This window comes from Paraburkholderia guartelaensis (assembly GCF_004353905.1).
GTDB lineage: Bacteria > Pseudomonadota > Gammaproteobacteria > Burkholderiales > Burkholderiaceae > Paraburkholderia > Paraburkholderia guartelaensis.
This window is the reverse complement of sequence record NZ_SMOD01000015.1, coordinates 161,978-186,103: the sequence shown is the minus strand read 5'-3', so window position 1 is coordinate 186,103 and position 24,126 is coordinate 161,978. Positions and strand designations below refer to the sequence as shown.

General features: G+C 64.2%; 17 protein-coding genes. 8 read left to right on the top strand and 9 right to left on the bottom strand.

Annotated elements, in window-relative coordinates; translation table 11 throughout:
• The first annotated feature begins 343 nt into the window (after positions 1 to 343).
• Positions 344 to 1,477 carry a porin gene (locus E1N52_RS21160; RefSeq protein ID WP_133184679.1) on the top strand — a complete coding sequence of 378 codons (1,134 nt, stop codon included), beginning with the start codon at positions 344 to 346 and terminating at the stop codon, positions 1,475 to 1,477.
• Positions 1,478 to 1,614: 137 nt separating this feature from the next.
• Here the strand turns inward: E1N52_RS21160 and E1N52_RS21155 are convergent, their stop codons facing one another.
• From E1N52_RS21155 to E1N52_RS21130, 6 genes are all read right to left on the bottom strand, one after another.
• Positions 1,615 to 4,962 (bottom strand): AAA family ATPase, encoded by a 3,348-nt coding sequence (locus E1N52_RS21155; protein ID WP_133184678.1) that lies wholly within the window; start codon positions 4,960 to 4,962, stop codon positions 1,615 to 1,617.
• A 50-nt stretch (positions 4,963 to 5,012) separates the two neighbouring features.
• Entirely contained in the window at positions 5,013 to 5,738 is a 726-nt protein-coding gene (locus E1N52_RS21150; protein ID WP_133184677.1) for a haloacid dehalogenase type II, read from the bottom strand.
• Positions 5,739 to 5,884: 146 nt separating this feature from the next.
• Positions 5,885 to 7,597, bottom strand: a complete 1,713-nt coding sequence (locus E1N52_RS21145; protein WP_133184676.1) for an ABC transporter ATP-binding protein — start codon at positions 7,595 to 7,597, stop codon at positions 5,885 to 5,887.
• Positions 7,598 to 7,606: 9 nt separating this feature from the next.
• Positions 7,607 to 8,539 (bottom strand): ABC transporter permease, encoded by a 933-nt coding sequence (locus tag E1N52_RS21140; protein WP_133184675.1) that lies wholly within the window; start codon positions 8,537 to 8,539, stop codon positions 7,607 to 7,609.
• A gap of 78 nt (positions 8,540 to 8,617) precedes the next feature.
• Complete coding sequence (locus E1N52_RS21135; protein ID WP_133184674.1) at positions 8,618 to 9,598, bottom strand: ABC transporter permease; 981 nt, start codon at positions 9,596 to 9,598, stop codon at positions 8,618 to 8,620.
• 42 nt (positions 9,599 to 9,640) lie between these two features.
• Complete coding sequence (locus E1N52_RS21130) at positions 9,641 to 11,239, bottom strand: ABC transporter substrate-binding protein (RefSeq protein ID WP_133184673.1); 1,599 nt, start codon at positions 11,237 to 11,239, stop codon at positions 9,641 to 9,643.
• A 294-nt stretch (positions 11,240 to 11,533) separates the two neighbouring features.
• Here E1N52_RS21130 and E1N52_RS21125 point away from each other — a divergent pair, with 294 nt between their 5' ends.
• Positions 11,534 to 12,733 (top strand): LLM class flavin-dependent oxidoreductase, encoded by a 1,200-nt coding sequence (locus E1N52_RS21125; protein ID WP_425468102.1) that lies wholly within the window; start codon positions 11,534 to 11,536, stop codon positions 12,731 to 12,733.
• Between the two features lie 44 nt (positions 12,734 to 12,777).
• Here the strand turns inward: E1N52_RS21125 and E1N52_RS21120 are convergent, their stop codons facing one another.
• The gene (locus E1N52_RS21120) at positions 12,778 to 14,130 is read right to left on the bottom strand and encodes an LLM class flavin-dependent oxidoreductase (RefSeq protein ID WP_133184671.1); all 1,353 of its coding nucleotides are present in this window, start codon (positions 14,128 to 14,130) and stop codon (positions 12,778 to 12,780) included.
• A 28-nt stretch (positions 14,131 to 14,158) separates the two neighbouring features.
• Complete coding sequence (locus tag E1N52_RS21115; protein WP_133184670.1) at positions 14,159 to 15,394, bottom strand: acyl-CoA dehydrogenase family protein; 1,236 nt, start codon at positions 15,392 to 15,394, stop codon at positions 14,159 to 14,161.
• A gap of 323 nt (positions 15,395 to 15,717) precedes the next feature.
• Between E1N52_RS21115 and E1N52_RS21110 the strand changes: the two genes are divergently transcribed.
• The 4 genes from E1N52_RS21110 to E1N52_RS21095 are packed head-to-tail and all read left to right on the top strand — an operon-like array spanning position 15,718 to position 20,765.
• Positions 15,718 to 16,782, top strand: a complete 1,065-nt coding sequence (locus E1N52_RS21110) for an ABC transporter substrate-binding protein (RefSeq protein ID WP_133184669.1) — start codon at positions 15,718 to 15,720, stop codon at positions 16,780 to 16,782.
• A 56-nt stretch (positions 16,783 to 16,838) separates the two neighbouring features.
• A complete protein-coding gene (locus tag E1N52_RS21105) occupies positions 16,839 to 18,434 on the top strand; it encodes an ABC transporter substrate-binding protein (RefSeq protein ID WP_133184668.1) in 1,596 nt (531 codons plus the stop codon).
• 42 nt (positions 18,435 to 18,476) lie between these two features.
• On the top strand, positions 18,477 to 19,550 hold the full coding sequence (locus tag E1N52_RS21100) for an aldo/keto reductase (RefSeq protein WP_133184667.1): 1,074 nt from the start codon (positions 18,477 to 18,479) through the stop codon (positions 19,548 to 19,550).
• A gap of 18 nt (positions 19,551 to 19,568) precedes the next feature.
• A complete protein-coding gene (locus tag E1N52_RS21095) occupies positions 19,569 to 20,765 on the top strand; it encodes an acyl-CoA dehydrogenase family protein (RefSeq protein WP_205965644.1) in 1,197 nt (398 codons plus the stop codon).
• Between the two features lie 57 nt (positions 20,766 to 20,822).
• Here E1N52_RS21095 and E1N52_RS21090 read toward each other — a convergent pair whose 3' ends face one another.
• Positions 20,823 to 21,785, bottom strand: coding sequence for a sulfonate ABC transporter substrate-binding protein (locus E1N52_RS21090; protein ID WP_133184666.1), 963 nt, complete (start codon positions 21,783 to 21,785; stop codon positions 20,823 to 20,825).
• Positions 21,786 to 22,002: 217 nt separating this feature from the next.
• On the opposite strand from E1N52_RS21090, the gene E1N52_RS21085 reads away from it, so the two are divergent.
• Together E1N52_RS21085 and E1N52_RS21080 are read left to right on the top strand one after the other, a co-directional pair.
• On the top strand, positions 22,003 to 22,830 hold the full coding sequence (locus tag E1N52_RS21085; RefSeq protein WP_133184665.1) for a MetQ/NlpA family ABC transporter substrate-binding protein: 828 nt from the start codon (positions 22,003 to 22,005) through the stop codon (positions 22,828 to 22,830).
• Positions 22,831 to 22,887: 57 nt separating this feature from the next.
• The gene (locus tag E1N52_RS21080) at positions 22,888 to 24,117 is read left to right on the top strand and encodes a porin (RefSeq protein ID WP_133184664.1); all 1,230 of its coding nucleotides are present in this window, start codon (positions 22,888 to 22,890) and stop codon (positions 24,115 to 24,117) included.
• Positions 24,118 to 24,126 lie beyond the last annotated feature (9 nt).

The window sequence follows — 24,126 nt, the reverse complement described above, 5'->3', positions numbered from 1 at the left end:
ATAAGGGCCGGTTCAATCGATTCAAAACCCGGAACAACGCGTATTTCTTGCTGTTATTCATCCACCGTAATAATCGGAAATTCAGATCGCGAAATGTTTCCCGAAATTACCGTTCAAATGCGAAAAGAGTCGTGTTTCGTCAAGTGTATTGACGTACGGGAAACCCTTGTTTTACTGGATATTTCTATCCACCAGACTTCGCAAGTAATAGTCTGGAACAGGTAAGGCAATGTTAGCCAATTAACGTGGCATGCATGCCACAATTTCCGAAATTCATTCCGGATATCGCGTTATGCTCCGCGCTCGCTCGCTTTCGAGCGAATAACAAAGCAATGGAGTAACGATGAAAAAGTACACCCTTTCCGCCCTCGCAGTCGCCGCAACCTCTTTCGCCAGCGCCGCACACGCACAAAGCTCGGTCACGCTCTACGGTTTGATTGACGCAGGCGTTCTGTACACGAGCAACCAGTCGGGCAGCTCGAACGTGCAACAGTCGAGCGGCGCACTCAACGGCAACCGTTGGGGCCTGCGCGGTAGCGAAGATCTGGGCGGCGGGCTCAAGACGATCTTCGTGCTCGAGAGCGGCTTCAGCATTTCGACAGGCGCGGCGAAGCAAAATAGCCGCATGTTCGGCCGCCAGGCGTTTATCGGCCTTTCGAGCGACCGCGCCGGCGCGGTCACGCTGGGTCGTCAGTACGACAGCGTGGTCGACAACCTGGGCGGACTGTCGCTGAACGGCACGCAGTACGGCGGCACGCTCGCTGCGCACCCGTACGACAACGACAACCTCAACAACTCGTTCCGCGTGAGCAATTCGCTCAAGTACCAGAGCGTGAACTACGGCGGCCTCAAGTTCAATGCGCTGTACGGCTTCTCGAACGCCGCAGGCGGCTTCGCGAACAATCGCGCATACAGCGTCGGCGCCACCTACTCGTTCGGCGGCCTCAAGGCAGGTGCGGGCTATCTCCAGCTGAACAACTCGGGTTCGACCATCAACAGCAGCGGCGCGGTCAGCGACGACGCCACCTTCACCGCTTCGCGTCAGCGCACGTATGGCGCCGGCCTGAACTACGCGTTTGGCGCAGCCAACGTGGGGTTCGTGTTCACGCAAACGCAGCTGAGCAACCTCACGGCCATCAACTCTGCGAACGCGGGTGCGACGACTTCGTTCGCCGGCAACAGCGCGCGCTTCAGCAACTTTGAACTCAATGGCCGCTATGCGTTCACGCCTGCGTTCACGCTGTCGGGCGCTTATACGTACACGGACGCGAGCCTGGACGGCGTGAATCCGAAGTTCCATCAGTTCACGCTGCAAGGCGACTACGCGCTTTCGAAGCGTACCGACCTGTACGCCGAAGCCGCGTATCAGCGTGTCGTGGATGGCGAGGGCAAGATTCATGCGGACATCATGGGCGTTTCCGCGTCGGATTCGAACTCGCAAGCTGTGGCGACCGTGGGTATCCGCCATCGCTTCTAATGCGACGATCGCTCGCAACGTGAGCGCCGCACCAGCGCCGCACCAGCGGCGTTCTGAGCACGGGCAGGCAGACGCTTCGGTGTGTGCCTGCCCGTTTGCTTTCGCGGTACGCCGCGCTATTGCATCAGCACAAGCGATTATCGATTCATGCTCGAGGCGAGCGTGTCGAGCAATTGCCGGGCTTCCCGCAGGTCTGCCGTGCCGAAACCTTCCGTGAATGCGTCATAAACCGGAGCGAGTATCTGCCGGGCTGCATGCGTGCGTCCCTCTTCCCCAAGAAGCGCAGCAAGGCTCGACGCCGCACGGAGTTCGAGCGATCTGGCACCGCGTCGGCGAGCCGTTTCCATGGCTTCATTGAAGCTCGCTTGCGCCACATCGCGCTGCGCGGCCGGCACGGTGGAAAGGCCCGCTGGAAGCAGCGACAACTCGCCTTTGAGGCGGTACAACTCGGCCTCGTGATACCGTTCGTCCGACGTTTCGCAAGCCGAGATTGCTTCGGACAGCGCATGTTGTGCGGCGTCGCGCAAACCCGCCCGAGCATAGGTTTCGCACAACAACGCCAGAAAGTACGAGCGGCCGAGGCGCGCGCCTGTCGCTTCATAGTCGGCGAGGCCCTGGCGCACTTGCGCAATACCCTCTTCTTTTTTTCCTGCCTCCGCTAGCGCCCAGCCATGTAGCATGGTCGCCCACGCGAGAATCATGGGAAAGCCTTGCTCCGTTGCAAGGGCGATGGCGGCCTCGGCGCAGGCATGAGTTTGCGCGGCCTCGCGACGCAATTGATGAAGCTCGGCCTTGAAAATGAGCGTTTGCCCGAGGCTGACCAGATCGTGTAACGAGCGCGCGCGACTGAGCGCTCGTTCCGCGTGCCTCAACGCTCCATCGGGGTAGCCCATATGCCAAAGGACGAGAGCCAGGCTGCCTTCGCCTACGCTTCGCGGATCCCGCCCGTGCGCGAAGACTTCCTCATCGAGCGACCCACCGTCCTGCAGCAACGAAGATTTCCCCAAGCCGGCAAGGTAGGCATGCGCGGAGGGAAGCTCACCGAGCCTGAACAAGCTCATGCCGAGCAGATATTGCGCTTCCATGACTTGCGTGGGATTCTCCGCGCGCTCTGCCAGTTCGAGCAGGCGCTCTGCGATTTCCCTGGCCGTTTCATATTCGGCGCTCAACTGATAGAACATCCGCAGCCCGGATTGAGCGCGGAACAGATGCGGCGATTGCCCAGCCAGCCTGCACAGTTCCAACGCGCGCGAATACGTCGCCTCCACGTCGCGCGAGGCCCATCCTCTCGTCGCCATCAAGACCGGCCCGATGGCTAGCCGCAACGCGAGTTCCCGATCGGCGCGTTCGGGTGTATCAGGCAAGCCTGCGAGGAGATCCAGCGCGAGGCCAAGCTGGCGAAGTGCCTCGGCGTTTGCCGAGCGCTGCCACGCCTGTTGACCGGCGCGATGCAAATACTCGACCGCTTTCGGTACGTTGCCGCTGAGGCTGTAGTGATGCGCGAGTTCGTTCCAGTAGTCCTTGATACGTCCATGGAACAGCGCCTCGATCGCCTGACCGATGCGCTCGTGCAGCAGCCGGCGACGCTCGGCAGGCATCGAACTGCCCGCCACTTCCTGCGTCAACGCATGCTTGAAGCCATATTCCACCGCAGGGAATGCGGGCTGCTCGTAAATGAACTCCCCCGCTTCCAGACGTGACAAGCTCGCGTGCAGTTCGTCGTCGGACAGGTCGACGACAGACTGGACAAGATTGGCCGGGAACGTCTTCCCGATTACCGCGAGCATCTGCAACAGATCCTTGTCCGCGGCGAGCAGCCGATCGATACGCGACGCGAGCACGCCCTGCACCGTGGTCGGGATGTGTAGCGCGGCCGGCGCCGTTTCCATCCGGTAGTGGCCAGGCTCCCCCACGAGCACGTGTTCCTCGGCCAGGGTTTGCACCACTTCTTCAATAAAAAACGGATTGCCTTCCGTTTTGTCGAGCACATGCTGCTTGACGCCTGCGAGCGTCCGGTCGTCGCCCACGAGCGCACTGATGAGCCCCTGCGCATCGGCACGATCCAGCGGGTCCAGTTGCAGTTGCGCATACCCGGTGCGATCGCCCCAGTCATGCTGATACTCCGGGCGATAGTTCAGCAGCAACAGAAGATGCGCACTCGACACGCGCTCAACGAAGTAAGCAAGGAAGTCCTGCGTCTCGCCGTCTAGCCACTGCAAGTCCTCGAACACCAGAACGACGGGTTCGTTCGCGCTTTCGCGCACGAAGAGTCGCGTGATTGCTTCGAACGTGCGGTCGCGCCGGATTTGCGAATCCATTTGCGCGAGAGCCGGAGCCGGTTCGCCGATCGCAAGCAGATGGAGCAGGTACGGCACACCGTCCTCGAGATTGCGCTCGAGGGACAGCACCCTGCCCGTCACCTTTTCGCGGCATCGCCGTTCGTCGTCTTCCGAGGTGATCTGAAAGTAGTTCTTCAGCAATTCGATGAGCGGCAAATACGCGAACGACTTGCCGTGCGAGACGGAGAACGTCTCCACCACGAGGCAGCCTGTTAGCGCCGAGCGTTTGAACTCGTGAAAGAGTCTCGATTTCCCCACCCCCGCCTCGCCAACCACGCCGACGATGCGGCAATGCCCCGCTCGCGTCGCGTCGCGCGCCCTGCGCAACGATTCGAGTTCCGGCGCGCGTCCGACGAACCGGGCCAACCCGCGACGCTCGGCCACCTGAAGACGCGTGCGTAGCACGCCCGGGCCCTGCACCTCGTAGACGGCAAGCGGCTCGGCGACGCCTTTGACCTGTGTCTGCCCCAAGGCCTTGAACTCGAAATAGCCCTCGGTCAGCCGGTAGGTGGACTGGCTCACCAGTATCGATGCCGGAGTCGCAATCGCCTCCATGCGCGAGGCGATGTGGATCGTGTTGCCGACCGGATCATAGTCCGCCTGCAGGTCGTTCATGTGGATGGACCGCATGAGGACCTCGCCGGTGTGGACCCCCACCCGGATTTGCAAGGGAATACCGCGCTCGAGGCGAATGCGGTCGCTATGACGGCGCATCGCCTGTTGCATTCTGAGCGCCGCGTAGAGTGCACGCTGCGGATGATCCTCGTGCGCGATCGGCGCGCCGAACAAGGCCAGAATGCCGTCGCCGAGCAGTTTCGCTACAAAGCCCTCGTAATGGTGAACGGCCTCCATCATCAACTCGAGGACGGGAGCGATCAGCCGATGCGCCTCTTCCGGATCGAGGCCGTATATGAGCGCCGTAGAACCGGCCATGTCCGCAAACAGCGCGGTAATGGTCTTACGTTCGCTGACGGCCTTGCCACGGGCTTCGAGGGCCGCCTGCGCGGCGTGGATCTGCTCGGCGAGATGTGAAGGCGTGTAATCGGCAGGGGGCCGTGGCGACTGTGTATGGGCGACGATGGTGCCGCACTGCTCGCAAAATCGCGCGCTCTCGCGGCATTCGAAGCCACAATTTGTGCAGCGCATATGGCCCCTGATCTCGAGAGACGCCCTCCATGGCAATTACCATTAAAAGCTCAATCTATCGAGGCATCAAGCTGACTCGCAAGCGCGTTTAAGTCGTCCACCACGAAATCCCAGGCTTGTTCCGCTTTCAGGTCAGTCTTCTGAGCGGGACCGTGCTCGGTCGGCCGCACGACGAAAGCGGTCGAAAGCCCGAGCCGGCGCGCCGCGGCCAGGTCGCCGTTATGCGCCGCAACGAGACACAGTTCGGCGGGCGCGAGACCCAGTATGTCCGCCGTCTCGGTGTACACCTGTGGCGAAGGCTTGTAAGCGCGCACCACTTCGGCGCCGAGAATGGCGTCCCATGGCAGGCCGGCGCGTCTCGCGATATCCACCATGAGCCGGATGTTGCCGTTCGACAAAGGGGCGATGATGAAGCGACGTTTCAGGCGATTCAGCGCCTCGACCGAATCGGGCCATGGATCGAGGCGATGCCAGGCCAGGTTGAGTTCGTCGATCTCGGCGTCCGTCGCTCCGGCAATACCGCTGTGCGCCAGCACCTTCACGAGGTTCTCGCGATGCAGAACGTCGAGGCGCACGTAGGGCCGGCGGCCGCTGCGGATTTCCTCCATGGAAGGCGAATACTCGCGGCGCCAGGCGTCGGCGAACTCGAAAGCGTCGAGGTTCGGCGCGTGGCGCTGTAGAAAAGCGGCAGCCTCCCTCGCGACACCGCTTCGCCAGTCCACTACGGTGCCGAAGACGTCGAATACGAGGGCCTTGATTGCGCTGGGGTTCGTCATAGGGGCCAGAATGGGAAGTGGATCGGAGCACGCCATCGTGAACCGCCTGTGCCAACCGGCACACGCGGCGCAAGGCACATTGAAGCACTTGAACAGGTTTCTTGCTGACTGCTGCACCATTGCAGCGACCCCATTCCCCGCGCTCTTCAGGCCGCTTCGGCCTCCAGCTCGCGTCCTGGAATCGCGGCAAGCAACGCACGCGTATACGGGTGGCACGGTGCGCGCCAGATGTCCTGATGGTCGCCGCTCTCGACGATCTCGCCCTGTTGCATCACGTGCACACGGTCGGCGATGTAGCGCACGACCGAAAGATCGTGCGAAATGAAGAGCATGGAAAGCCCCAGCTCGCGCTTGAGTTCGACGAGCAGATTGAGGATTTGCGCCCGGATCGAGACGTCCAGCGCCGATACCGGCTCATCGCAGATCAGCAATGCGGGTTCGAGCACGAGCGCGCGCGCAATGCCAATGCGCTGACGCTGTCCGCCCGAGAACTCATGCGGAAAACGCGCGAGCGCCGCGGCGGGAAGGCCCACGCGTTCGAGCGCCGAGCGCACACGCGCACGGCGCGCCGCCGGGTCGCCAACCCCGTTCACAGCCAGCACGGTCTCGAGAATGTCGCCTACCGTGCGGCGCGGGTTCAGCGACGCATAGGGATCCTGAAAGACCATCTGCACCTTGCGCCGCAATGGTCGCAACGCCCTTTCGCCTAGCGGGACGAGTTCAGTGCCGTCAAGCGCGATCGATCCGCCCGCAACCGGCACGAGGCGCATGATCGCACGCGAAAGCGTGGACTTGCCGCAGCCCGATTCGCCCACGAGCCCGACCGACTCGCCCCGGCCAATATCGAACGAGACGCCGTCGACGGCGTGAAGCGCCGGCGCGCCATGGCGCTGCGGGTACGCCACGCGCAGGTCGCGCACGGCGAGCAGCGGCGCGGCGTCTGTCGACTGAAGGCTCGATGCCGTACGCTCGGGCACCTTGCGCGGCACCACCACGAAACCCGCCTCCTCGTCGGCGCGATCCACGCGATCGGCCGATGCCGTGTGGCGGATTTCCGGCAAGGTCCACGAGCGGTAGTGCAGCTCATCGGCGAGATTGAGCGAAGCGCCCAGGAGTCCTCGCGTATAGGCATGGCGCGGACGCGCAAAGAGATCCGCCGTAGGCGCTTCTTCGACCTTGCGCCCGGCCAGCATCACCGCCACGCGGTCCGCATGATCGGCCACGACGCCCAGGTCGTGCGTGATCAACAGGAGCGACATCGACAGCTCGCGGCGCAGCGCGTCGAGCAGTTCGAGAATGCGCGCCTGGATCGTCACGTCGAGCGCGGTGGTGGGTTCGTCGGCGATCAGCAGACGCGGGCGGCACGCCACCGCCATCGCGATCATCACACGCTGCCGCTGGCCGCCCGACAGCTCGTGCGGGTAGTCGTCGAAACGGCGCTGCGGCTCGGGAATGCGCACGAGATCGAGCAGTTCGACGGCGCGCGAGCGAGCGGCCCGGCGCGAAAGCGCTTCGTGCTGGCGCAGTGTCTCCACGATCTGCGCGCCCACGCTGAGCACGGGATTCAGCGAGGTCATCGGCTCCTGGAAGATCATCGAGATCTGCTGCCCGCGCAGCTCGCGCACTGCCCTGGGCGGCAAGCCCAGCAGCTCGCGCCCTTCGAAGCGCACGCTACCCGTGACGCGCCCGGGATCGGGAACGAGCTGCATGAGCGAAAGCGCCGTGGCGGATTTGCCGCTGCCCGACTCGCCCACCAGCGCGAGCGTCTCGCCCGCCGCGATGTCGAAGCTCACCCCGCGCACCGCTTCGTGCGCCCCAAAACTCACGCGCAAATCGCGCACTTCAAGCAGTTGGCTCACGTGGCACCTTTACGGTCGTTGCCGCTGACGCGGATTGAGCGCCTCGGTCAGGCCGTCGCCGAGCAGATTGAGGGCGAGCACCGCGAGCACGATGGCCGCGCCGGGAATCGCCGTGAGATACCACGCGGTGCGCAGCGAATCGCGTCCGGCGCCGATCATCGCCCCCCAGCTCATCACATTGGGGTCGCCCATGCCGAGGAACGACAGCGACGATTCGATCAGGATTGCGCTCGCCACCATCACCGAAGCCGTGACGATCACGGGCGGCAGCGCGTTGGGCAGGATTTCGCCGAAGATGATGCGCGTGTTGCTGAACCCCTGGCTGCGCGCCGCGAGCACGAAGTCCGAACGCCGCAACGTGCGGAATTCCGCGCGCACGATCCGCGCGACCGTGGGCCACGAGGCAATGCCGATGGCGAGCGCGATCACCACCACATTGGGCCGCCCGATCGCTACGAGCACGATTACCAGCAGAAACGACGGCACGGTCTGGAACAGCTCGGTGAGACGCACGAGTGCGTCGTCGATCAGGCCTCCGAAATAGCCGCCGATGGCGCCCACGAGCGTGCCGATCACCAGTCCGATGCTTGCCGAGGCCGCGCCGATCAGCAGCGAGACGCGTGCGCCATGCGCGATGCCGGCCGCTACGTCGCGCCCGAGCGAATCGGTGCCCAGCCAGAATTGCGGGTCGCTGCCCGGCCATTCGAACGGCCCGCCCACCATGTCGAGCGGGTCGCCAGGGTAGAGGCGCGGCGCGAGCGCGGCGAGCACGACGAATGCTGCGAGCAGTGCAAGGCCGGCGCATGCCGAAGGGTTGCGCAGCAACGCGCGCCAGAAAGTGTGCGCGGCGTGGCGCGCGGGCGCGCTGTCGTGCGCGGCGCCGCGGCGGCCAAGCAGCGCGAACGCCAACTGACGCCGCCATGGCGAGCCCTGGCTCGCCATGGCGAGCCCTGGCTCGCGTCTGCGCGTCGTGCGTCAACCGGCAGATCCGGCGATTCGAAACTCATTGCGGTTCCTCCTTTAGCCTATGCGCGGATCGAGCCACGCCTGCAGCAGATCGACCACGACGTTCGCGACGATGACGAGCAGCGACGACAGCAGCAGCACGCCCAGCAGCACGCTGAAGTCACGCGCCAGCACCGCGTCGAGTGCAAGGCGGCCCAGGCCGGGCCAACTGAACACCGTCTCCGTCACCGCCGCGCCGCCAAGCAGCGTGCCGAAATGCAGCCCCACGAGCGTGGTGAGCGGCATCAGCGCGTTACGCAGCACGTGCCGCAACGTCACGCGCCACGGATGCAGACCTTTGGCCTGCGCCGTGCGCACGAAATCCTGCCGCTGCACTTCGATCATCGCGGCACGCGTAATGCGTGCGTAAATCGCGACGAAGAAGGTGGCAAGCGTCGCCGCGGGCAGCAACACGTGCCTCGCGACATCGGCGACGTAGGCGAAGCCGTGCAGGTCCGCACCGATCGTGACGTTGCCGCCGCTCGGCAGCCACCCGAGCCGAACCGCGAACAGGATGATGGCGAGCAGGCCGATCCAGAACCCAGGCGTCGAATAGAACAGCAGCGCGAACACCGACAGCACGCGATCGGGCCACTTGCCGGCCCAATGCGCCATCACGGCGCCGAGCACCACGCCGGCGACGAGTGCGAGCGAAAGCGCCACGCCCATCAGCAGCAAGGTATTGGGCAAGCGCGAGAGAATCAGCTGCATCACGGGCATGTCGTACCGAGGCGAATAGCCAAGGCTGAAATGCGCGAGATGCTTCAGATACGTCCCGAGCTGCACGAGCAAGGGCTGGTCGAGCCCGAACTTCGCGCGCAGCATCGTCATCGTTTCGGTCGTCGCGGAGCCGGCTTCGCCGGCGATCACGTCGGCGGCGTCGCCCGGCATCAGCTTGAGCAGGAAGAAGTTGAGGATCACGATGCCCAATACCGTGGGCAGCGCCTGCCAGGCTGTGCGGCGCAGGATCGTTTGCCAGCGGGCGCTTCGGCTCATCGTTGGGCTCCGTCGAGGGTGCGATGCGCGTCAGGCGCGCGGTCAGGCGCTCAGCCAGACATCGGCGAAGTTGCCTTCCAGACCTTGCGCGCTCACCGTGTGATCGTGCACGCGCCGGTTGGCGAGCGTGACCATGCGCGGCGCGACGAGGTTGAGGATCGGCAGATCGCGGTAAACGGTCTGCTGAAACTGTTTGTAGAGGCTCACGCGGCGGCTTTCGTCGATTTCGACCGAAGCCGCTTCGAGCAGACGGTCCGCTTCCGCGCTGCTGTAATGCGGCGCATTCGAGAACGGCACGCCGGGGCGGATATTCTTCGACCAGTAAAGGCGCTGCACGCCCACGGCCGGATCGAACAGCGTGTTGACGCCGATGCTCGTGAAGTCGAACTGGCGGTCGGCGTAGACACGTTTGAGGAATGACGGCAGATCCTGCGAGCGCACCGTGACGTCGATACCCACGCGCGCGAGCGCCGATTTCACGTAGCCGGCCTGGCGCTGGTACATGTCGCCATACGGCAGGTAATCATGCGTCAGCTTGAAACGTATGCCATCCGTGCCGCGCGGCTTGCCTGCCGCATCGAGCAGCGCCTCGGCCGCATGCGGGTCGAACGCGTAGGGCGTGAGCTGCGCGTCGTGATACGGCGAAGCGGGCGTGATGGGCGTGGGCGAGACATCCGCATAACCGTAGGCCACCGTCTTTTGCACGACCTGCGCATTGATGGCGTGCGCGACGGCCTGGCGCACGCGCGGGTCCTTCAGCACCGGATGATCGAGATTGAAATCGATCTCCGCCAAAGGCTCGAGAAAGCGGTAGCCGCGTGTTTCGGTCACGAGCTGCGGCAATTGCGTGAGGCGCGGCAAGTCGGTCAGCGGCACGGGGTTCTCGCCGCCCAGATCGAGCGCGCCGGTTTCGAACGCCGCCGAGCGCGCGGCCGGATCGGGAATGACCTTGTAGACGAGCGCATCGATATACGGCTTGCCCGCGTCCCAGTAGTCGGGATTGCGCTCGTAGACAATGCTCGCGCCGCGCGTCCACGACTTGAAGCGAAACGGCCCGGTGCCAATGGGCGCGTTGTTGTGCGGGTTCGTGAGCGGGTCACCCGTGGCGTACAGATGCTTCGGCACGATCGGCGACTCGCCCGCCGAGAGCGCCTTGAGCAGAAATGGCGCAGGCTTCGACAATTCGATGATGGCCGTGCTGGCGTCGGGCGTCTGCACGTTCGTGACGTTCGCAAAGGTACTGCGTCCGCGCGGGTGAATCGCTTTGAGCAAATCCACCGAAAACGCCACGTCCGCGGAAGTGAACGGCTGGCCATCGTGCCAGCGCACGTTCTGCCGCAGCTTGAACGTGTAGCGCAGACCATCGGGGCTTACCGTCCAGGCGGTCGCGAGTTGCGGTTGTGGGCGCAGGTCGAAATCATAAGCAAGGAGTCCTTCCAGTACCTTAGAACTTGCTGCGAGCGCCGGTCCCGTGGTCTGAAAGATCGACACCAGCACGGGCGGCTCGGGATTGATCAGCACGTTCAACGTGCCACCGCGTTTGCGTGTAATCGCACCCTCGGCGCGGGCGAGCGCGGGCAACCCCGCTGCGGCGGCCGCACCGCTCGCGATAAGAAATTCTCGACGGGTCAAACGTGACATGCTGATGCGTTCCGATATCAGTGAGGCTACGAGAGGCTAGACGTTGCGATCTGCGAGAGCTGGGAAATTCGCGCCGTGGCGACAGTGCTGCAATCGTAACAACGGCTTCCTCGCACGCTAACCAAGCGATGCTGCTATCCATATGAGCCGGTGCGCCGAAGCAGCAGCGCGGTAACTCAATTGGAAAGCAGAAAAGCTTCTTTGTTATTCGCGAGCGGCGCGTGTTTAATCAATAGATCGACCGATCGACCCGCAAGGCGCCCGGCGCCGCAACGAACCTCCAAGGTGTCTGTCTTGAGTGAAATTCCCGTGGCCGAGCCGCGCACGTCTTCCGTGGCGTCGACGCCCTTCGTGCCCGTAGCCTCCCCCGCCGCCTTCTCCGATAGCCCTGTGGCGCGTGCATTCGCGCAGCCGCTCATGCTGGGACTGTTCCTGCCGATTCAGGCTGGCGGATGGAGCGCATCGACGCTGCCGCGCGGCACGGACTGGTCGTTCGACTACAACGCCGCGCTCGTGCAGAAGTGCGAAGCGCTCGGATTCGATCTCGTATTCGCCCTGTCGCAATGGCTGCCAAAAGGCGGCTATGGCGGCGTGTTCGACGGCCATGCACTCGACTCGTTCATGACGCTCGCGGCGCTAACCGCTCGCACCGAGCGCATCATCCTGGCCGCCACGACCCATGTGCTCTATGGGCCGTGGCATCCGCTGCACTTCGCGAAGTTCACGGCCACGCTGGACCACATCTCGCGCGGACGCTGGGGCATCAACGTGGTTACGGGGCACCGCGCCGTCGAACATGAAATGTTTGGCTGGAACCGCATCGAGCACGACCGGCGCTATGAGATGGCCGCCGAATTTCTCGACGCCGTGCAGCAGTTGTGGGCGCAACCGGACAACTTCAGTTTCGAGCCCGAAATTTCGGGCTGGCGCTTGCAAGGCGCGTACGTTACGCCCAAGCCGCGCTATGGACGCCCGCTGCTCATCAACGCGACGGGCTCCGACGCGGGGATCGACTTCGCCGCTCGTTACTCCGATGTAGTGTTCATCACGAGCCCGGCGGGACCGCAGATCGATCGCGCGCTGGAAGCGCTGCCCGCGCACACCGCGCGCGTGAAGGCCGCGGCGCGCGGGTATGGGCGTCAGATACGTACGCTGATCAATCCGATGGTGATCTGCCGCGAGACTTCCGCCGAGGCACGCGCTTATCACGATGCCATCGTCGCGCACGCCGACGAGGGAAGCTTTCACCGCTTCGACAGTGACGCGCATGCGTGGCGCGGCGGTTTCGAAGATCGCGCGAAGGCCGCCTCACGCGCGGTGGGCGGCAACATCGCGATCGTGGGCTCGCCTGAAGAGGTGGCCGACAAGATCATCAAGCTGCACGCGGCAGGCGTCGACGGCGTGCAACTAAGCTTCTACGATTTTCAGCCCGACCTCGACTTTTTCGGCGAACGCGTGTTGCCTTTGCTCCACGAAGCTGGCTTGCGCCGCTGAATGGTTAAGTCGCGGCGCCTGAAGCGCGCCGCGTAAGCCCCACATCAGGCGCGCTGAAGCTCCACGCCGACCGCCACCTCACCCACGGCGGGCCGCTCGAGCCCGAGATGCGAGCGCAACGTATTGCCTTCGTATTCGGTTCGAAAGAGCCCTCGCCGTTGCAGGATCGGCACCACGCCGTCAACGAACGCCTCGAGCCCGTCCGGCAGCGCGTCCGGCATGAGGTTGAAGCCGTCGGCGGCCTCGCCCTTGAACCAGTGTTCGATATCGTCGGCGATCTGCTCAGGTGTGCCGACGATCACGCGATGACCGCCACCGCCCGCGAGCGCGCGGATCAACTCGCGTACCGTGTGGCCGCCTCGCCGCGCCTCGGCGATCGTGGCATGAAAGAACGTGTGATTGCCGTTGCCGCCGTTGGGTAGCGCGAGGTTCTCCGGCAGGCGTGCGTCGAGGTCGAGCTGATCGGGCGAAAGGCCCAGTGTGCCGGCCAGACGCGTGAGGCTGTAGCGCCAGGGAATCTGCTCAACGAGTTCGTCGCGGCGCCGCAGCGCCTCGGCCTCGGTTGCGCCGATAATGGTCGTGAGGCCCGCGAGCACCTGCACGCCCTGCGGGCGCCCGTATGCCGAAGCACGCGCATTGAGGTCGCGCCGGTACGCCACCGATTCCTCGAACGATTGCGAAGCGGAGAACACGGCCTCGGCGTGACGCGCCGCGAGATCGCGGCCATCCCCCGACCCACCGGCCTGCACGAGCACAGGATGACCTTGTGGTGTACGCGGAAGATTCAGCGGCCCCTGCACCCTGAAAAAACGCCCTTCGTGCGCAACGGGCCGCACCTTCGTCACGTCGATGAAACGGCCGCTCGCCTTGTCGCCGATGAAGGCGTCGTCGTCCCAGCTATCCCAGAGCGCCTTCACGAGTTCCGTGAACTCCGCGGCCCGCGCATAGCGCTGTGCGTGATCGGGCACCGTGTCGTGGCCGAAATTGCGCGCCGACGGCAAATCGGCCGTCGTCACGACGTTCCAGCCCGCACGGCCACGGCTGACATGATCGAGCGTCGCGAAGCGGCGCGCGATGTTGTACGGCTCGTTGTAGCTCGTGGAAGCCGTGCCGATCACCCCGATATGCGTGGTCGCCGCCGCAATGCTGGCGAGCAGCACCGTGGGCTCGAGCGCCGTGATCGGACGGAAGTCGATCTGGTCGATGATGGCCGCGTTGTCGGCGAGAAAGACCGCATCGAACTTCGCGCGTTCGGCGAGTTGCGCGACGCGTACGTAGTGCGCCACGTCCACGAATGCGCGGGGATCGGCATCGGCTAGACGCCACGCTGATGGCACGAAACCCGAATGCAGGATATTGACGTTCAAATGCAGGCGGCGCGACGAAGTTCGGCTCATCTTTCGGACACTCCCTCAATCGTGGGTTTCAAAATACGCGGCCTTCGGTGAGGTGCGTCGTCACGCCGTTCAAGGCGTAGTCGCCTACGACGCGCGCTTTGTGCAGTAGCGGGTTGTGACTGAAGATCGTGCGCAGGTTGCGCCAGTGCCGGTCGAAATTGTGCGCTCGCGAAGTGGCCGAAGCTCCACCGGCTTCGAACAGGCGCTCCGCAGCTTCGAGCGCCAGCTTGCTCACCACGAGTTGCGTGCGCGCCGTTGCCAACGCGCCTTCCAGCACGAGCTGATCTGCGTCCGGCGCACCCGCGCGGATCGCGTGCGCCGACCGATCGAGCGTGCGGGCGTTTTCGCGCACCAGCGCGTCGATCGCATGGCTGTGCGCGGTGAGCGTGCCGACGATCTGCTGAATGAAGGCATCCTCGCGCGCGGAGGGAGCGGTGCTGTGCAATACGGGACGCCCGTGTTCCAGCACGTAGCGCCTCGCATCCGCGACCACGTTGCGAACGATGCCCGCGGCCACCGCCACCAGGTGGAGCTGCCGCAGCGCGCCGCCATGACGGCCGGCGAGCGTGGCCAAGCCGCGTTCGGTGATCTCGTCCGCACGCACCAGCAGGTTCTCGAACACGAGACTGCCGCTCGCCGTCATGCGCTGCCCCATGCCGTCCCAGTCGTCGAGCACCGTGAGCCCCTCGCGCCGCACCGGCACGATCGCCACCACGGGCTGGCCTTCGTCGTTCAGCACGCTCAGGCGCGCATAGTCGGAAAAGGCCGTGCCCGTCGAATAGTATTTGCGGCCGTCGAGCCGGTAATGCTCGCCGTCGCGCCGGAGCGCCGTGGTGTATTCGCCAGGACGCGACGTCCCCAGCTCGGTCGAAGCGCCCCCGAAAATGGCACCGTCGATCACGCGCTGGATCTGCAAATCGTTGAATGGCGTGCGAGCCGAAAGCAGCAGCGCTTCGGTCTGGTCGTAGTGAATACGCAGCGCGTGCGCGAGATTGCTGTCGGCCGCGGCCAGCGTCGCGATCACGTCGAATTCGTCCACGAGAGAGCCGCCCAGGCCGCCCCATTCCACCGGCAGCCTGAGGCGTCCCAGCCCTGAGTGCCGAAACGCGTCGAAGCCCTCGAAAGGCAATTCACGGCGCCCTTCGCGCGCGGCCGCGTCTTTGCCAATTTCATCTGCAAGCGATGGCAAGTCGGCGAGCGCATCCTGCAACGACAAACTGGCCGCGCGAGCGCGCACCGGAAGTTGAGTGGGAAGAGTGGACATTGAGTTTTCCTTTTTTGTCAGGCCCGCGAATTGTTTCGATTCCCGGGCGGCCACAGGGCATTTGCCAAAGGAAAAGTATAGGGAGCGCATTACCCGCGACTAACCACCGAATTCGCATTTTGTTATTCGCTGGCCTGCGTTGGCCTGCAGGCCGTGCAATCGGGCAGCACGGCATTGCGGTCAAAGCAAATCACCTCCGCAGGCGAACCTATTTCACGATTCGTTCTTTGACCACGCCGCAAGCGCTTGCCGATAATCGTTTGCTCCATGCCGCCCACGCAGAGCTTCTGCGCGATGCGCCTGTTCGCGACCGAGGAATCTTCATGACGCTTCTCTGGTACACCCGTTGCCCTGCCCCGACGCCATTCGGCATTGCCGCGCAGCAAGGATTGCTTCAGGCGGAATTCGCTGCCGACGGCATCGAAGTGAAGGCACTGCAGGACGCCGACGACCCGGCCATCCGCCGCTCGCATTTCACGCATACGCAGCCGTGGTCGTTTCGTCAGGGCGGCAATATTCCGGCGCTATGGGCGCGGGCGCAAGGCAGCGACACACGGCTCATCGGCTTGAGCTGGGTCGATGAGTTTCAGGCGCTCATCACGCTCGATCCGCACCTCACGACTACGCGGGCTTCGCTCGCAGGACGTCGGTTCGGATTACCGATCAATACCGCCGCTGGAGTCGTCGATTTCCATCGCGCTACTGCGCTGCGCGGTTTGCATACGCTGCTCGAAGCGATCGACGTCGCGCCTGCCGACGTCGAACTCGTGGATCTGGTGCACGCGCCCCGTGGCCTCGCCGACGCAAAGCCGGACGAATCCGCACCGCTCGCAGTATGGCTCGATGCGCAACGCGCTCACGAGTTTTCTCGCGAGGCGGCGGCGCTGCTGCGCGGCGAGGCCGACGTGGTGTTCGTCAAGGGCGCGACCGGTCTCGACATCGCCAACGTGCTCGGCGCGCGCGTGCTCGTCGACATCAGCGCGCATCCCGATCGGCGTGCGCACGCGAACAACGGTACGCCGCGCCCGCTCACAGTCGATGCGCAACTCCTGCGCGAACGCCCCGACCTCGTCGAACGCGTGCTGGCACGCACGCTCGACGTGGCCGCGTGGGCCGGTGCGCATCCCGGCGAAGTGACACGCTATGTTGCCCGCGAAGTGCGCAGCGCCGAACACTGGGTGACGCGCGCGTATGGTGCAGGTCTGCACAGGCAACTTGCGATCGGACTCGACGCCGGAGCGCTCGATGCCCTCGCGCACTTCAGGCGCTTCCTCTTCGAGCACGGCTTTATCGCGGCCGATTTCGACTTCGCGCAATGGGTCGATCCGGCGCCGCTCGAAGCTGCGCTGGCGCGTCGCGCGGAACGTGCCGGCGCGCTCGCAGGCTAACCAAAGCGGCGCTGCCTGCCAGCGCTCATTCACCGTAATCGCTGCTTGCCGAACCGATGATTCCTCTCCTCCTGCTCACGGCGCGACGCCGTGTCGTTCTGATGCTCCTCGTCATGGCGAGCGTGGCCGCTCACGTTGCCGCGCACGCGCAAACACGCGGCGGCACGCTCAATTTCGTGGTGACGCCGGAGCCGACGGCGCTCGTAGATGTCGCCACAACCGCCGTGAATGTCCTCAAGGTCAGCCCGAAAGTGATTGAAGGTTTGCTCGACTACGACTTCGAGTTGAAGCCCAAGCCGCTGCTCGCCACCTCATGGGAGATCGAGGATGGCGGCCGCCGCTATGTGTTTCATCTGCGGCGCGGCGTGAAATGGCATGACGGTGCACCGTTCACTTCGGCCGACGTCGCGTGGTCGATCGATACATTGCGCCAGGTGCATCCGCGAGCACGCACTACATTCGCGAACCTCACCGCGATCGCCACGCCGGACCCCTATACGGTCGTGCTGACGCTCAGCGAACCGACGCCGTGGCTGATACGCGCGTTCTCGGCTTCGGAAACGCCGATCCTGCCAAAGCACCTCTACGAGGGCAAGGACGTGCTTTCCAATCCGGCGAACAATGCGCCGATCGGCACCGGACCGTTTCGCTTCGTCAAGTGGGTGCGCGGCAGCTACATCGAATATGCGCGCAATGACGACTATTGGAACGCCGGCAAGCCGTATCTGGACCGCATCATCGTGAAGATCATCGCCGACCCCGCCGCGCGCGCGGTGGCGTTCGAAGACGGTTCGGTCGATCTCGGTGGCGATACGCCTGTGCCGCTCGCGGACCTCGACCGGCTCAAGGCCAATCCGAAGCTCGGCGTCGAAACACGCGGCTATGAGTTTCAGGCGGGCGTGGCACGTATCGAGTTCAATCTCGACAATCCGGTGCTCAAGACGTTGAAGGTGCGTCAGGCGATTGCCTCCGCGGTCGATCGCGAAGTCATCCGCAGGGTCATTTACTACGGCTACGCGACGCCCACCGCGAGCCCGCTGATGCCGTCCAACCCCTACTATGACGCGGCGCCCGCGCCCTACCCGTTCGACATCGCGCGCGCGAACCGTCTGCTCGACGAAGCCGGTTATCCGCGCAAGGCGGACGGCACGCGTTTCGCGCTTACGCTCGACCCGCTGCCCATCGGCGACCTGCCCGCGCGCACGGGCGAGTACATCAAGTCGGCGCTCGCCCGAGTGGGGATCGCCGTGACGATCCGCAATCAGGATCTGGCGGCCTATTTGAAGCGCGTTTATACCGACCGGCAATTCGATTTCACCGTGAATGGCATGAGCAATCTGTTCGATCCGGTGGTGGGCGTGGCGCGTTTGTATACGACCGACAACTTCCGCCGCGGCGTGCCCTTCACCAACGGCTCGCACTACAGCAATCCGCAAATCGACGGCCTGTTTGCGCAAGCTGCGCGAGAAAGCGATGAAACGAAGCGCAAGCAGCAGTTCGCGCAGATCCAGCGCATTCTGGAGCACGATCTGCCGGACCTGAATCTCGTTTCGCCGCAATGGGTGACGCTCGCCTCGAAGCGCGTGCACGACCACTCCATTTCACCCGACGGCACGGCAGCGAGTTTCGCCGATGTCTGGCTGTCGCGATGAGCGCGCTCACGTCGCACTATTTGAATGACTCAAGGAAACTACATGGACTACCGGCAACTGGGCCATAGCGGCCTGAAAATCTCCACGCTGACGCTCGGCACGATGATGTTCGGCGGACAAACCGACGACGCCACGGCCGAACGCATCATCGGCGCCGCGCAGGAGCAAGGCGTGAATTCGATCGATACGGCCGACGTCTACCACCAGGGCGAATCGGAGCGCGTGGTGGGCCGGCATATCGCGCGGCAACGCGACCGATGGGTGCTCGCCACGAAGTTTGGCAACCCAGTCGGCAACCCGTCCGATTCCGCAAGCGGCAGCCGCGATATCAATGCAGCCGGCGCGTCGCGCAAGCACGTGATCCGCGCGGTCGAAGCGAGCCTCGCGCGGCTCAATACCGACTATCTGGACCTCGTGTATCTGCATCGCGAGGACCACCACACACCGGTCGAGGAAACCGTGCGTGCACTGGGCGATCTGATCGCGGCCGGCAAGCTGAGACACTACGGGCTGTCGAATCATCGCGCCTGGCGGATTGCCGAGTTCAGCCGCGTGGCCGATCTGCTGGGCGTGTCGCGGCCCGTTGCGAGCCAGCCGCTCTATAACCTTGCCAATCGCCAGGTCGAGGCGGAGCAGTTGAGCGCCGCGTGGCACTATGGACTTGGCGTGATCTCCTACAGCCCGCTCGCGCGTGGCGTGCTGACCGGCAAGTACGAGCCCGGTGCCCAGCCCGGCGCCGACACGCGCGCGGGACGGCAAGACCGCCGCCTGAGCGAGACCGAATGGCGCGCGGAAACGATCGAACTTGCGCGACGCGTAGAAGCGCATGCAAAGGAGCGCAACCTTAGCGCCGCGCAATTCGCGCTGGCGTGGGTGCTCAACAGCCGCTATATCACTTCGGCGATCGCAGGGCCGCGCACCGAAGCGCAATGGCGCGATTATCTGCCCGCGCTACAGTATCGGCTCGATGAGGATGACGAAGCATTTGTGGATTCGCTCGTAGCGAGCGGCCACCCTTCGACACCGGGATTCAACGACCCCGGCCACCCGTTCTTCGGACGCCTCGTGCGCCATGGCGCCACGCAAGACCCGCGTGCGCCGGGCGGCGAACGCTAATTGCCCAGGGAGTGCACCGTGAACGCATTTACTCCTGACGCCGCGCTCGCGCGCGACGAGGACCACGCCGCCGCGCTGATCGAGCGCGCGGCACTGCTCGGCCGCGCGTTTGCCGCCCTGGCCGACGAGCATGACCGCAATGCCACTGCGCCGCTCGAGCAATTCCGCGCGCTGCGTGAAGCGGGCCTGCTGCGCGCGAATATCGCGCGCAGCGACGGTGGCTTCGGTGCGGGGCTCGCGGTGGCGCGCGCGATCGTCGCCGAGATCGCCTATGGGGATCCGTCGGTCGCGCTCATTCTCTCGATGCACTACAGCCAGCACGCCATGATCGTGCACGACGCGCGCGAGAACACGGGCAACTGGCCCGCAGCGCTCGCTCAGCGCCTCACGCGGGCGAGCGTGGAAGGCCGCGCGCTCGTCAACGCGGCCCAGGTCGAGCCGGGGCTCGGTTCGCCCTCGCATGGCGGCCTGCCGGAAACGCTCGCGCGCCGCGAAGGCGCCTCGTGGCGCATCACGGGACACAAACTCTATGTGACGGGCGCACCCTTGCTTGCGTGGATCAACGTGCTAGCGCGCACCGACGAGCCGGAACCGCGTCTCGGCCATTTTCTCGTGCCCCGTGAGGCGGCCGGCGTGCGCATCGTGGAGACCTGGGACCCACTCGGCATGCGGGCGAGCGCGAGCCACGACGTGGTGTTCACGGACGTGGCAATTTCCGTCGACGATGTTGTCGGGTTGAGGCCGGCCCATCTCGGCGTGCAGCGCGATCCGCACGCTACGGCGTGGTACTTCAGTCTGGTCGGTACGGTCTACGACGGCGCGGCGCGTGCGGCGCGCGACTGGCTGCTCGGCTTCCTCAGCGAGCGCAAGCCCGCAGCGCTAGGGGGTGCCGCGTTGGCCACTGTTCCCATCGTGCAGGAAAGCGTGGGGCGCATTGAGATGCTGCTGGCGAGCAATGACTGGCTGCTGCGCACCCATGCCGATGCGATCGATGCAGGCACCGCGCCCACCGAGCTGTCTGCCGTCGTCAAGCACAACGTGGTGGACAATGCGATTCAAGCTGTCGATATCGCGCTCGAACTAGCGGGCAATCATGGGATCGCGCGGCACAATCCCCTCGAGCGGCATCACCGCAATGTGCAGTGCGCGCGCATTCACGCGCCATCCAACAGCTTGCTGCGCGGCATGGCGGCGCGCCGTGTGCTGGGCTTGTGAGGTGTGAGAAAGCCCCGGCGCGCGGGTCGCGTCCGGGGCTGATGAAAACGCGCCGCGTTAAACGATTCCCGGCGCTGCCGCTTCGAGCACGTTCACGCGCTTCGGAATCAGCTTGAGGTCGAAGAAAGTATTGGCGATCTGCTGCTGCTCGGCGAGGATGGCTTTCGTGATCGGTCCCGTGCCGAACTGCACGCGCCCGATCGCTTCGCTCACCACCTCGTTCGGCAAGCCCCACAACTGCGCGAGCTGAGCGGCGAGCGCGGGCCGGTTAGCCTGCCCCCACTGATCGATCTGGGTCAATTCGTCGATGAGAATCTTGATGACGTCCGGGTTTTGCCGCGCGTAGCTGAGCGACGAAAAATAGTAGGCGCGGTTGCCGACCACGCCGCTCGCATCGGCAAGTATGCGGGCGTCGAGTGTTTTTTGGGCGGCGGCGAGAAACGGATCCCAGATCACCCACGCATCGATAGAGCCGCGCTCGAACGCCGCGCGCGCGTCAGCGGGCGCGAGGAACACGACTTTCACATCGCCATACTGGATATTGTGCGCTTGCAGCAGCTTCACGAGAAAATAGTGAACGTTGCTGCCGCGATTGAGCGCGATTGTCTTGCCCTTGAGATCCGCGACGCTGCGAATGGCCGAAGCGTGAGGCACGAGCACTGCTTCCGATTGCGGCCGCGGCACCGTGGCCGCGACATAGGCGAGCGGCGCACCAGCCGCCTGCGCAAAGATGGGGGGCGCCTCGCCCACGTCGCCAAAGTCGATCGAGCCCACGTTAAGGGCTTCGAGTTGCACCGGGCCTGCATCGAACTCTGTCCACGTTACCGTGACACCGAGGGGCGCCAGCCGCTTCTCCAGCGTTCCGCGCCCTTTCAGCAGACTTAGATAACCTTTCTGATTGCCTATGCGCAGCGTGCGCGATGCGCTGGCCGCACGCGCGGGAGGCACGCTGAGCACCGGTAAGGCGGCCAGCGCAGCGGCTGCGGCTGAGATTCGAATGAAATTGCGGCGTGCGTTCATGCGTGGCTGCCTCGACGGTAGATAGAAAAGAAGCCGATGTTATAAGCCGCGCGACAGCCAGAAAACCATCAAATCCTGCGCTTCTAATTCCCGCTAGAGATAACAGCGTTGCTTCGTAATCCATGCGGGCAGCCGATATGTAAATCTCGATTAAATATTGGCCGCCCACGAAGGGTCAAACCATAATCGGCCTTTCCAAACCACGAAGTCACTCATCATGAGATATCGATTAGTTATCCAAACGTTATTTTCCACTATCGTGCTGTTTGCGCTGCAATCGCCGGCTGCCCACGCCGCCGACAATGCCGCGCACGTGTTGCGAGTCGGCTTTGTGCCCGGACCGTACGCCGACGAATTTCGCGAAGGCGTCGAGCCACAACTCAAGCGCAAGGGTTACACCATCCAGTACGTGAACTTCAGCACTGGGCTTGAAGCGAACCAGGCCGTGTGGCACGGCGAAATCGCCGCCGATGTGATGCAGCACAGCGTCTATCTGAAGGCATACAACGACCGCAACGGCACCGACCTCGTCGGCGTCGTACAAGTGCCGACGCCACCCATGGGCCTCTACTCCACCCGCCATCGTTCGCTCTCCGAGGTGAAGCCGGGCGCAACGGTCGCCGTGCCTAACGACCCGGTCAACCTCGAACGTGCGCTCAAGATTCTCCAGGCGATCGGCTGGATCCGCATTCGCGAGAATCCCAATCCCGTCGATGTCTCCGAGCGTGACGTGGTTGCCAATCCCGCTGGCATCCGCATCGTTCCGCTCGAAACCGCACAGGCGCCGCGTGCACTCGAGGACGTCGATTTCGCGGCCATCCAGGGCAACTTCGCCATTTCCAGCGGGCACCGCTTGACCGAAGCACTGGCGCTCGAACAAATGCGCTCGCCTTACGTGAATCAAGTGGTCGTCAAATCGGCGAACCGCAACTCACAGGAGACCGCCGATATCGTCGCGGCCTATCGTTCAGACGAATTCCGCACGGCGATCTTGCGCAACCCGACCTACCGGGGCTATCGACTGCCCGACTACTTCCCGCACTAACTCGTTCGATGTTTCCGATGCTTTAGCCTCGACCACGGCTTGTACAAGCCCACAACCATGAAAAAAAGACTTCTCGCGCTCACTACAATCGCACTGTCACCTGTCGCCGCCTATGCCCAAAGCAGCGTGACGCTCTACGGTATCGTCACCGGCAACGTGACCTACACGAACAACGTTCAGACGGCGGCAACGCCTGCCGGTGGCAAACCCACGGGCGGCGGCCAGGTCGCCCAGTTCGACAGCGGCACGTCGGGCCCGAGTTCGAGCCGCTGGGGCCTGAAAGGCACCGAAGATCTGGGCGGCGGCGTGAAAACATTGTTCGTGCTCGAAAGCGGCTTCAGCGTCAGCAATGGCACGCTCGGCCAGGGCGGAACCCTGTTCGGCCGTCAGGCCTGGATCGGCGTCACGGCACCCACTTACGGCACTGCGTCGCTTGGCCGCCAGTCCGACGCCGCGGTGGATTACGTGTCGCCGCTGCTCTACGCCTGGTACTTCGGCAACCTCGCGATCCATCCGGCTGACTATGACAACCTCAATTTCACGCACCGCATCAACAACGCGATCAAGTACAGTTCGGACTCCTTTGGAGGATTCCGGTTCGGCGCGCTGTACAGCCTGGGCGGGATAGCCGGCAACTTCACGCAGAACCAGTATTGGTCTGCGGGCTTTAGCTACACCGGGCCGAGCGTCGCCGTCGCGGCATCGATCATCAACGCGCGCAATCCGAACACTTCGCTCTACGGCACCAATGCGAATGCGAGCGCCACCGGCAACAATCTCGGCTCCGCCGGGTCCGCTACGACGCCGGCATCGAATCCATCCATCTCGGGATTCGCCTCCGCACGCACGCAGCAGACAGTCGCCGTGGCCTCGACCTGGACGATCGGCTCCGCCATCCTGGGCCTCGCCTGGTCGAACACGCAATACCGCGATCTCGGCGCCACGGCCGCGCTGAACACGCAGAACTACCACGGCACCGCGTCGTTCAATACGGTGGGGGCGAGCGTGCGTTACCAGGTCACGCCGTTCCTGCGCGTCGGCACGTCGTTCGACTACACGAACGGCGGCAACCTGAACGGCACGGGCGGCGCGCGCTATGAGCAGTGGAATCTGGGCGCCGGCTACTCACTCTCGAAAGCCACCGAGCTGTACGCAACGGCTGCATATCAGCATGCAAGCGGCGTCGATTCGTGGGGCCGTCAGGCGGTCGCGGACATCGGCTATCTCTCGCCCTCCACGACGTCGAATCAGGTGGCCGTGTCGGCCGGCATCAAACACCTCTTCTAACCCGCAATA

Coding starts and splice junctions, on each gene's coding strand:
- E1N52_RS21160 (WP_133184679.1), top strand. CDS start 344: ATGAAAAAGTACACCCTTTCCGCCCTCGCAGTCGCCGCAACCTCTTTC.
- E1N52_RS21155 (WP_133184678.1), bottom strand. CDS start 4,962: ATGCGCTGCACAAATTGTGGCTTCGAATGCCGCGAGAGCGCGCGATTT.
- E1N52_RS21150 (WP_133184677.1), bottom strand. CDS start 5,738: ATGACGAACCCCAGCGCAATCAAGGCCCTCGTATTCGACGTCTTCGGC.
- E1N52_RS21140 (WP_133184675.1), bottom strand. CDS start 8,539: ATGGCGAGCCAGGGCTCGCCATGGCGGCGTCAGTTGGCGTTCGCGCTG.
- E1N52_RS21135 (WP_133184674.1), bottom strand. CDS start 9,598: ATGAGCCGAAGCGCCCGCTGGCAAACGATCCTGCGCCGCACAGCCTGG.
- E1N52_RS21130 (WP_133184673.1), bottom strand. CDS start 11,239: ATGTCACGTTTGACCCGTCGAGAATTTCTTATCGCGAGCGGTGCGGCC.
- E1N52_RS21120 (WP_133184671.1), bottom strand. CDS start 14,130: ATGAGCCGAACTTCGTCGCGCCGCCTGCATTTGAACGTCAATATCCTG.
- E1N52_RS21115 (WP_133184670.1), bottom strand. CDS start 15,394: ATGTCCACTCTTCCCACTCAACTTCCGGTGCGCGCTCGCGCGGCCAGT.
- E1N52_RS21110 (WP_133184669.1), top strand. CDS start 15,718: ATGACGCTTCTCTGGTACACCCGTTGCCCTGCCCCGACGCCATTCGGC.
- E1N52_RS21105 (WP_133184668.1), top strand. CDS start 16,839: ATGATTCCTCTCCTCCTGCTCACGGCGCGACGCCGTGTCGTTCTGATG.
- E1N52_RS21100 (WP_133184667.1), top strand. CDS start 18,477: ATGGACTACCGGCAACTGGGCCATAGCGGCCTGAAAATCTCCACGCTG.
- E1N52_RS21090 (WP_133184666.1), bottom strand. CDS start 21,785: ATGAACGCACGCCGCAATTTCATTCGAATCTCAGCCGCAGCCGCTGCG.
- E1N52_RS21085 (WP_133184665.1), top strand. CDS start 22,003: ATGAGATATCGATTAGTTATCCAAACGTTATTTTCCACTATCGTGCTG.
- E1N52_RS21080 (WP_133184664.1), top strand. CDS start 22,888: ATGAAAAAAAGACTTCTCGCGCTCACTACAATCGCACTGTCACCTGTC.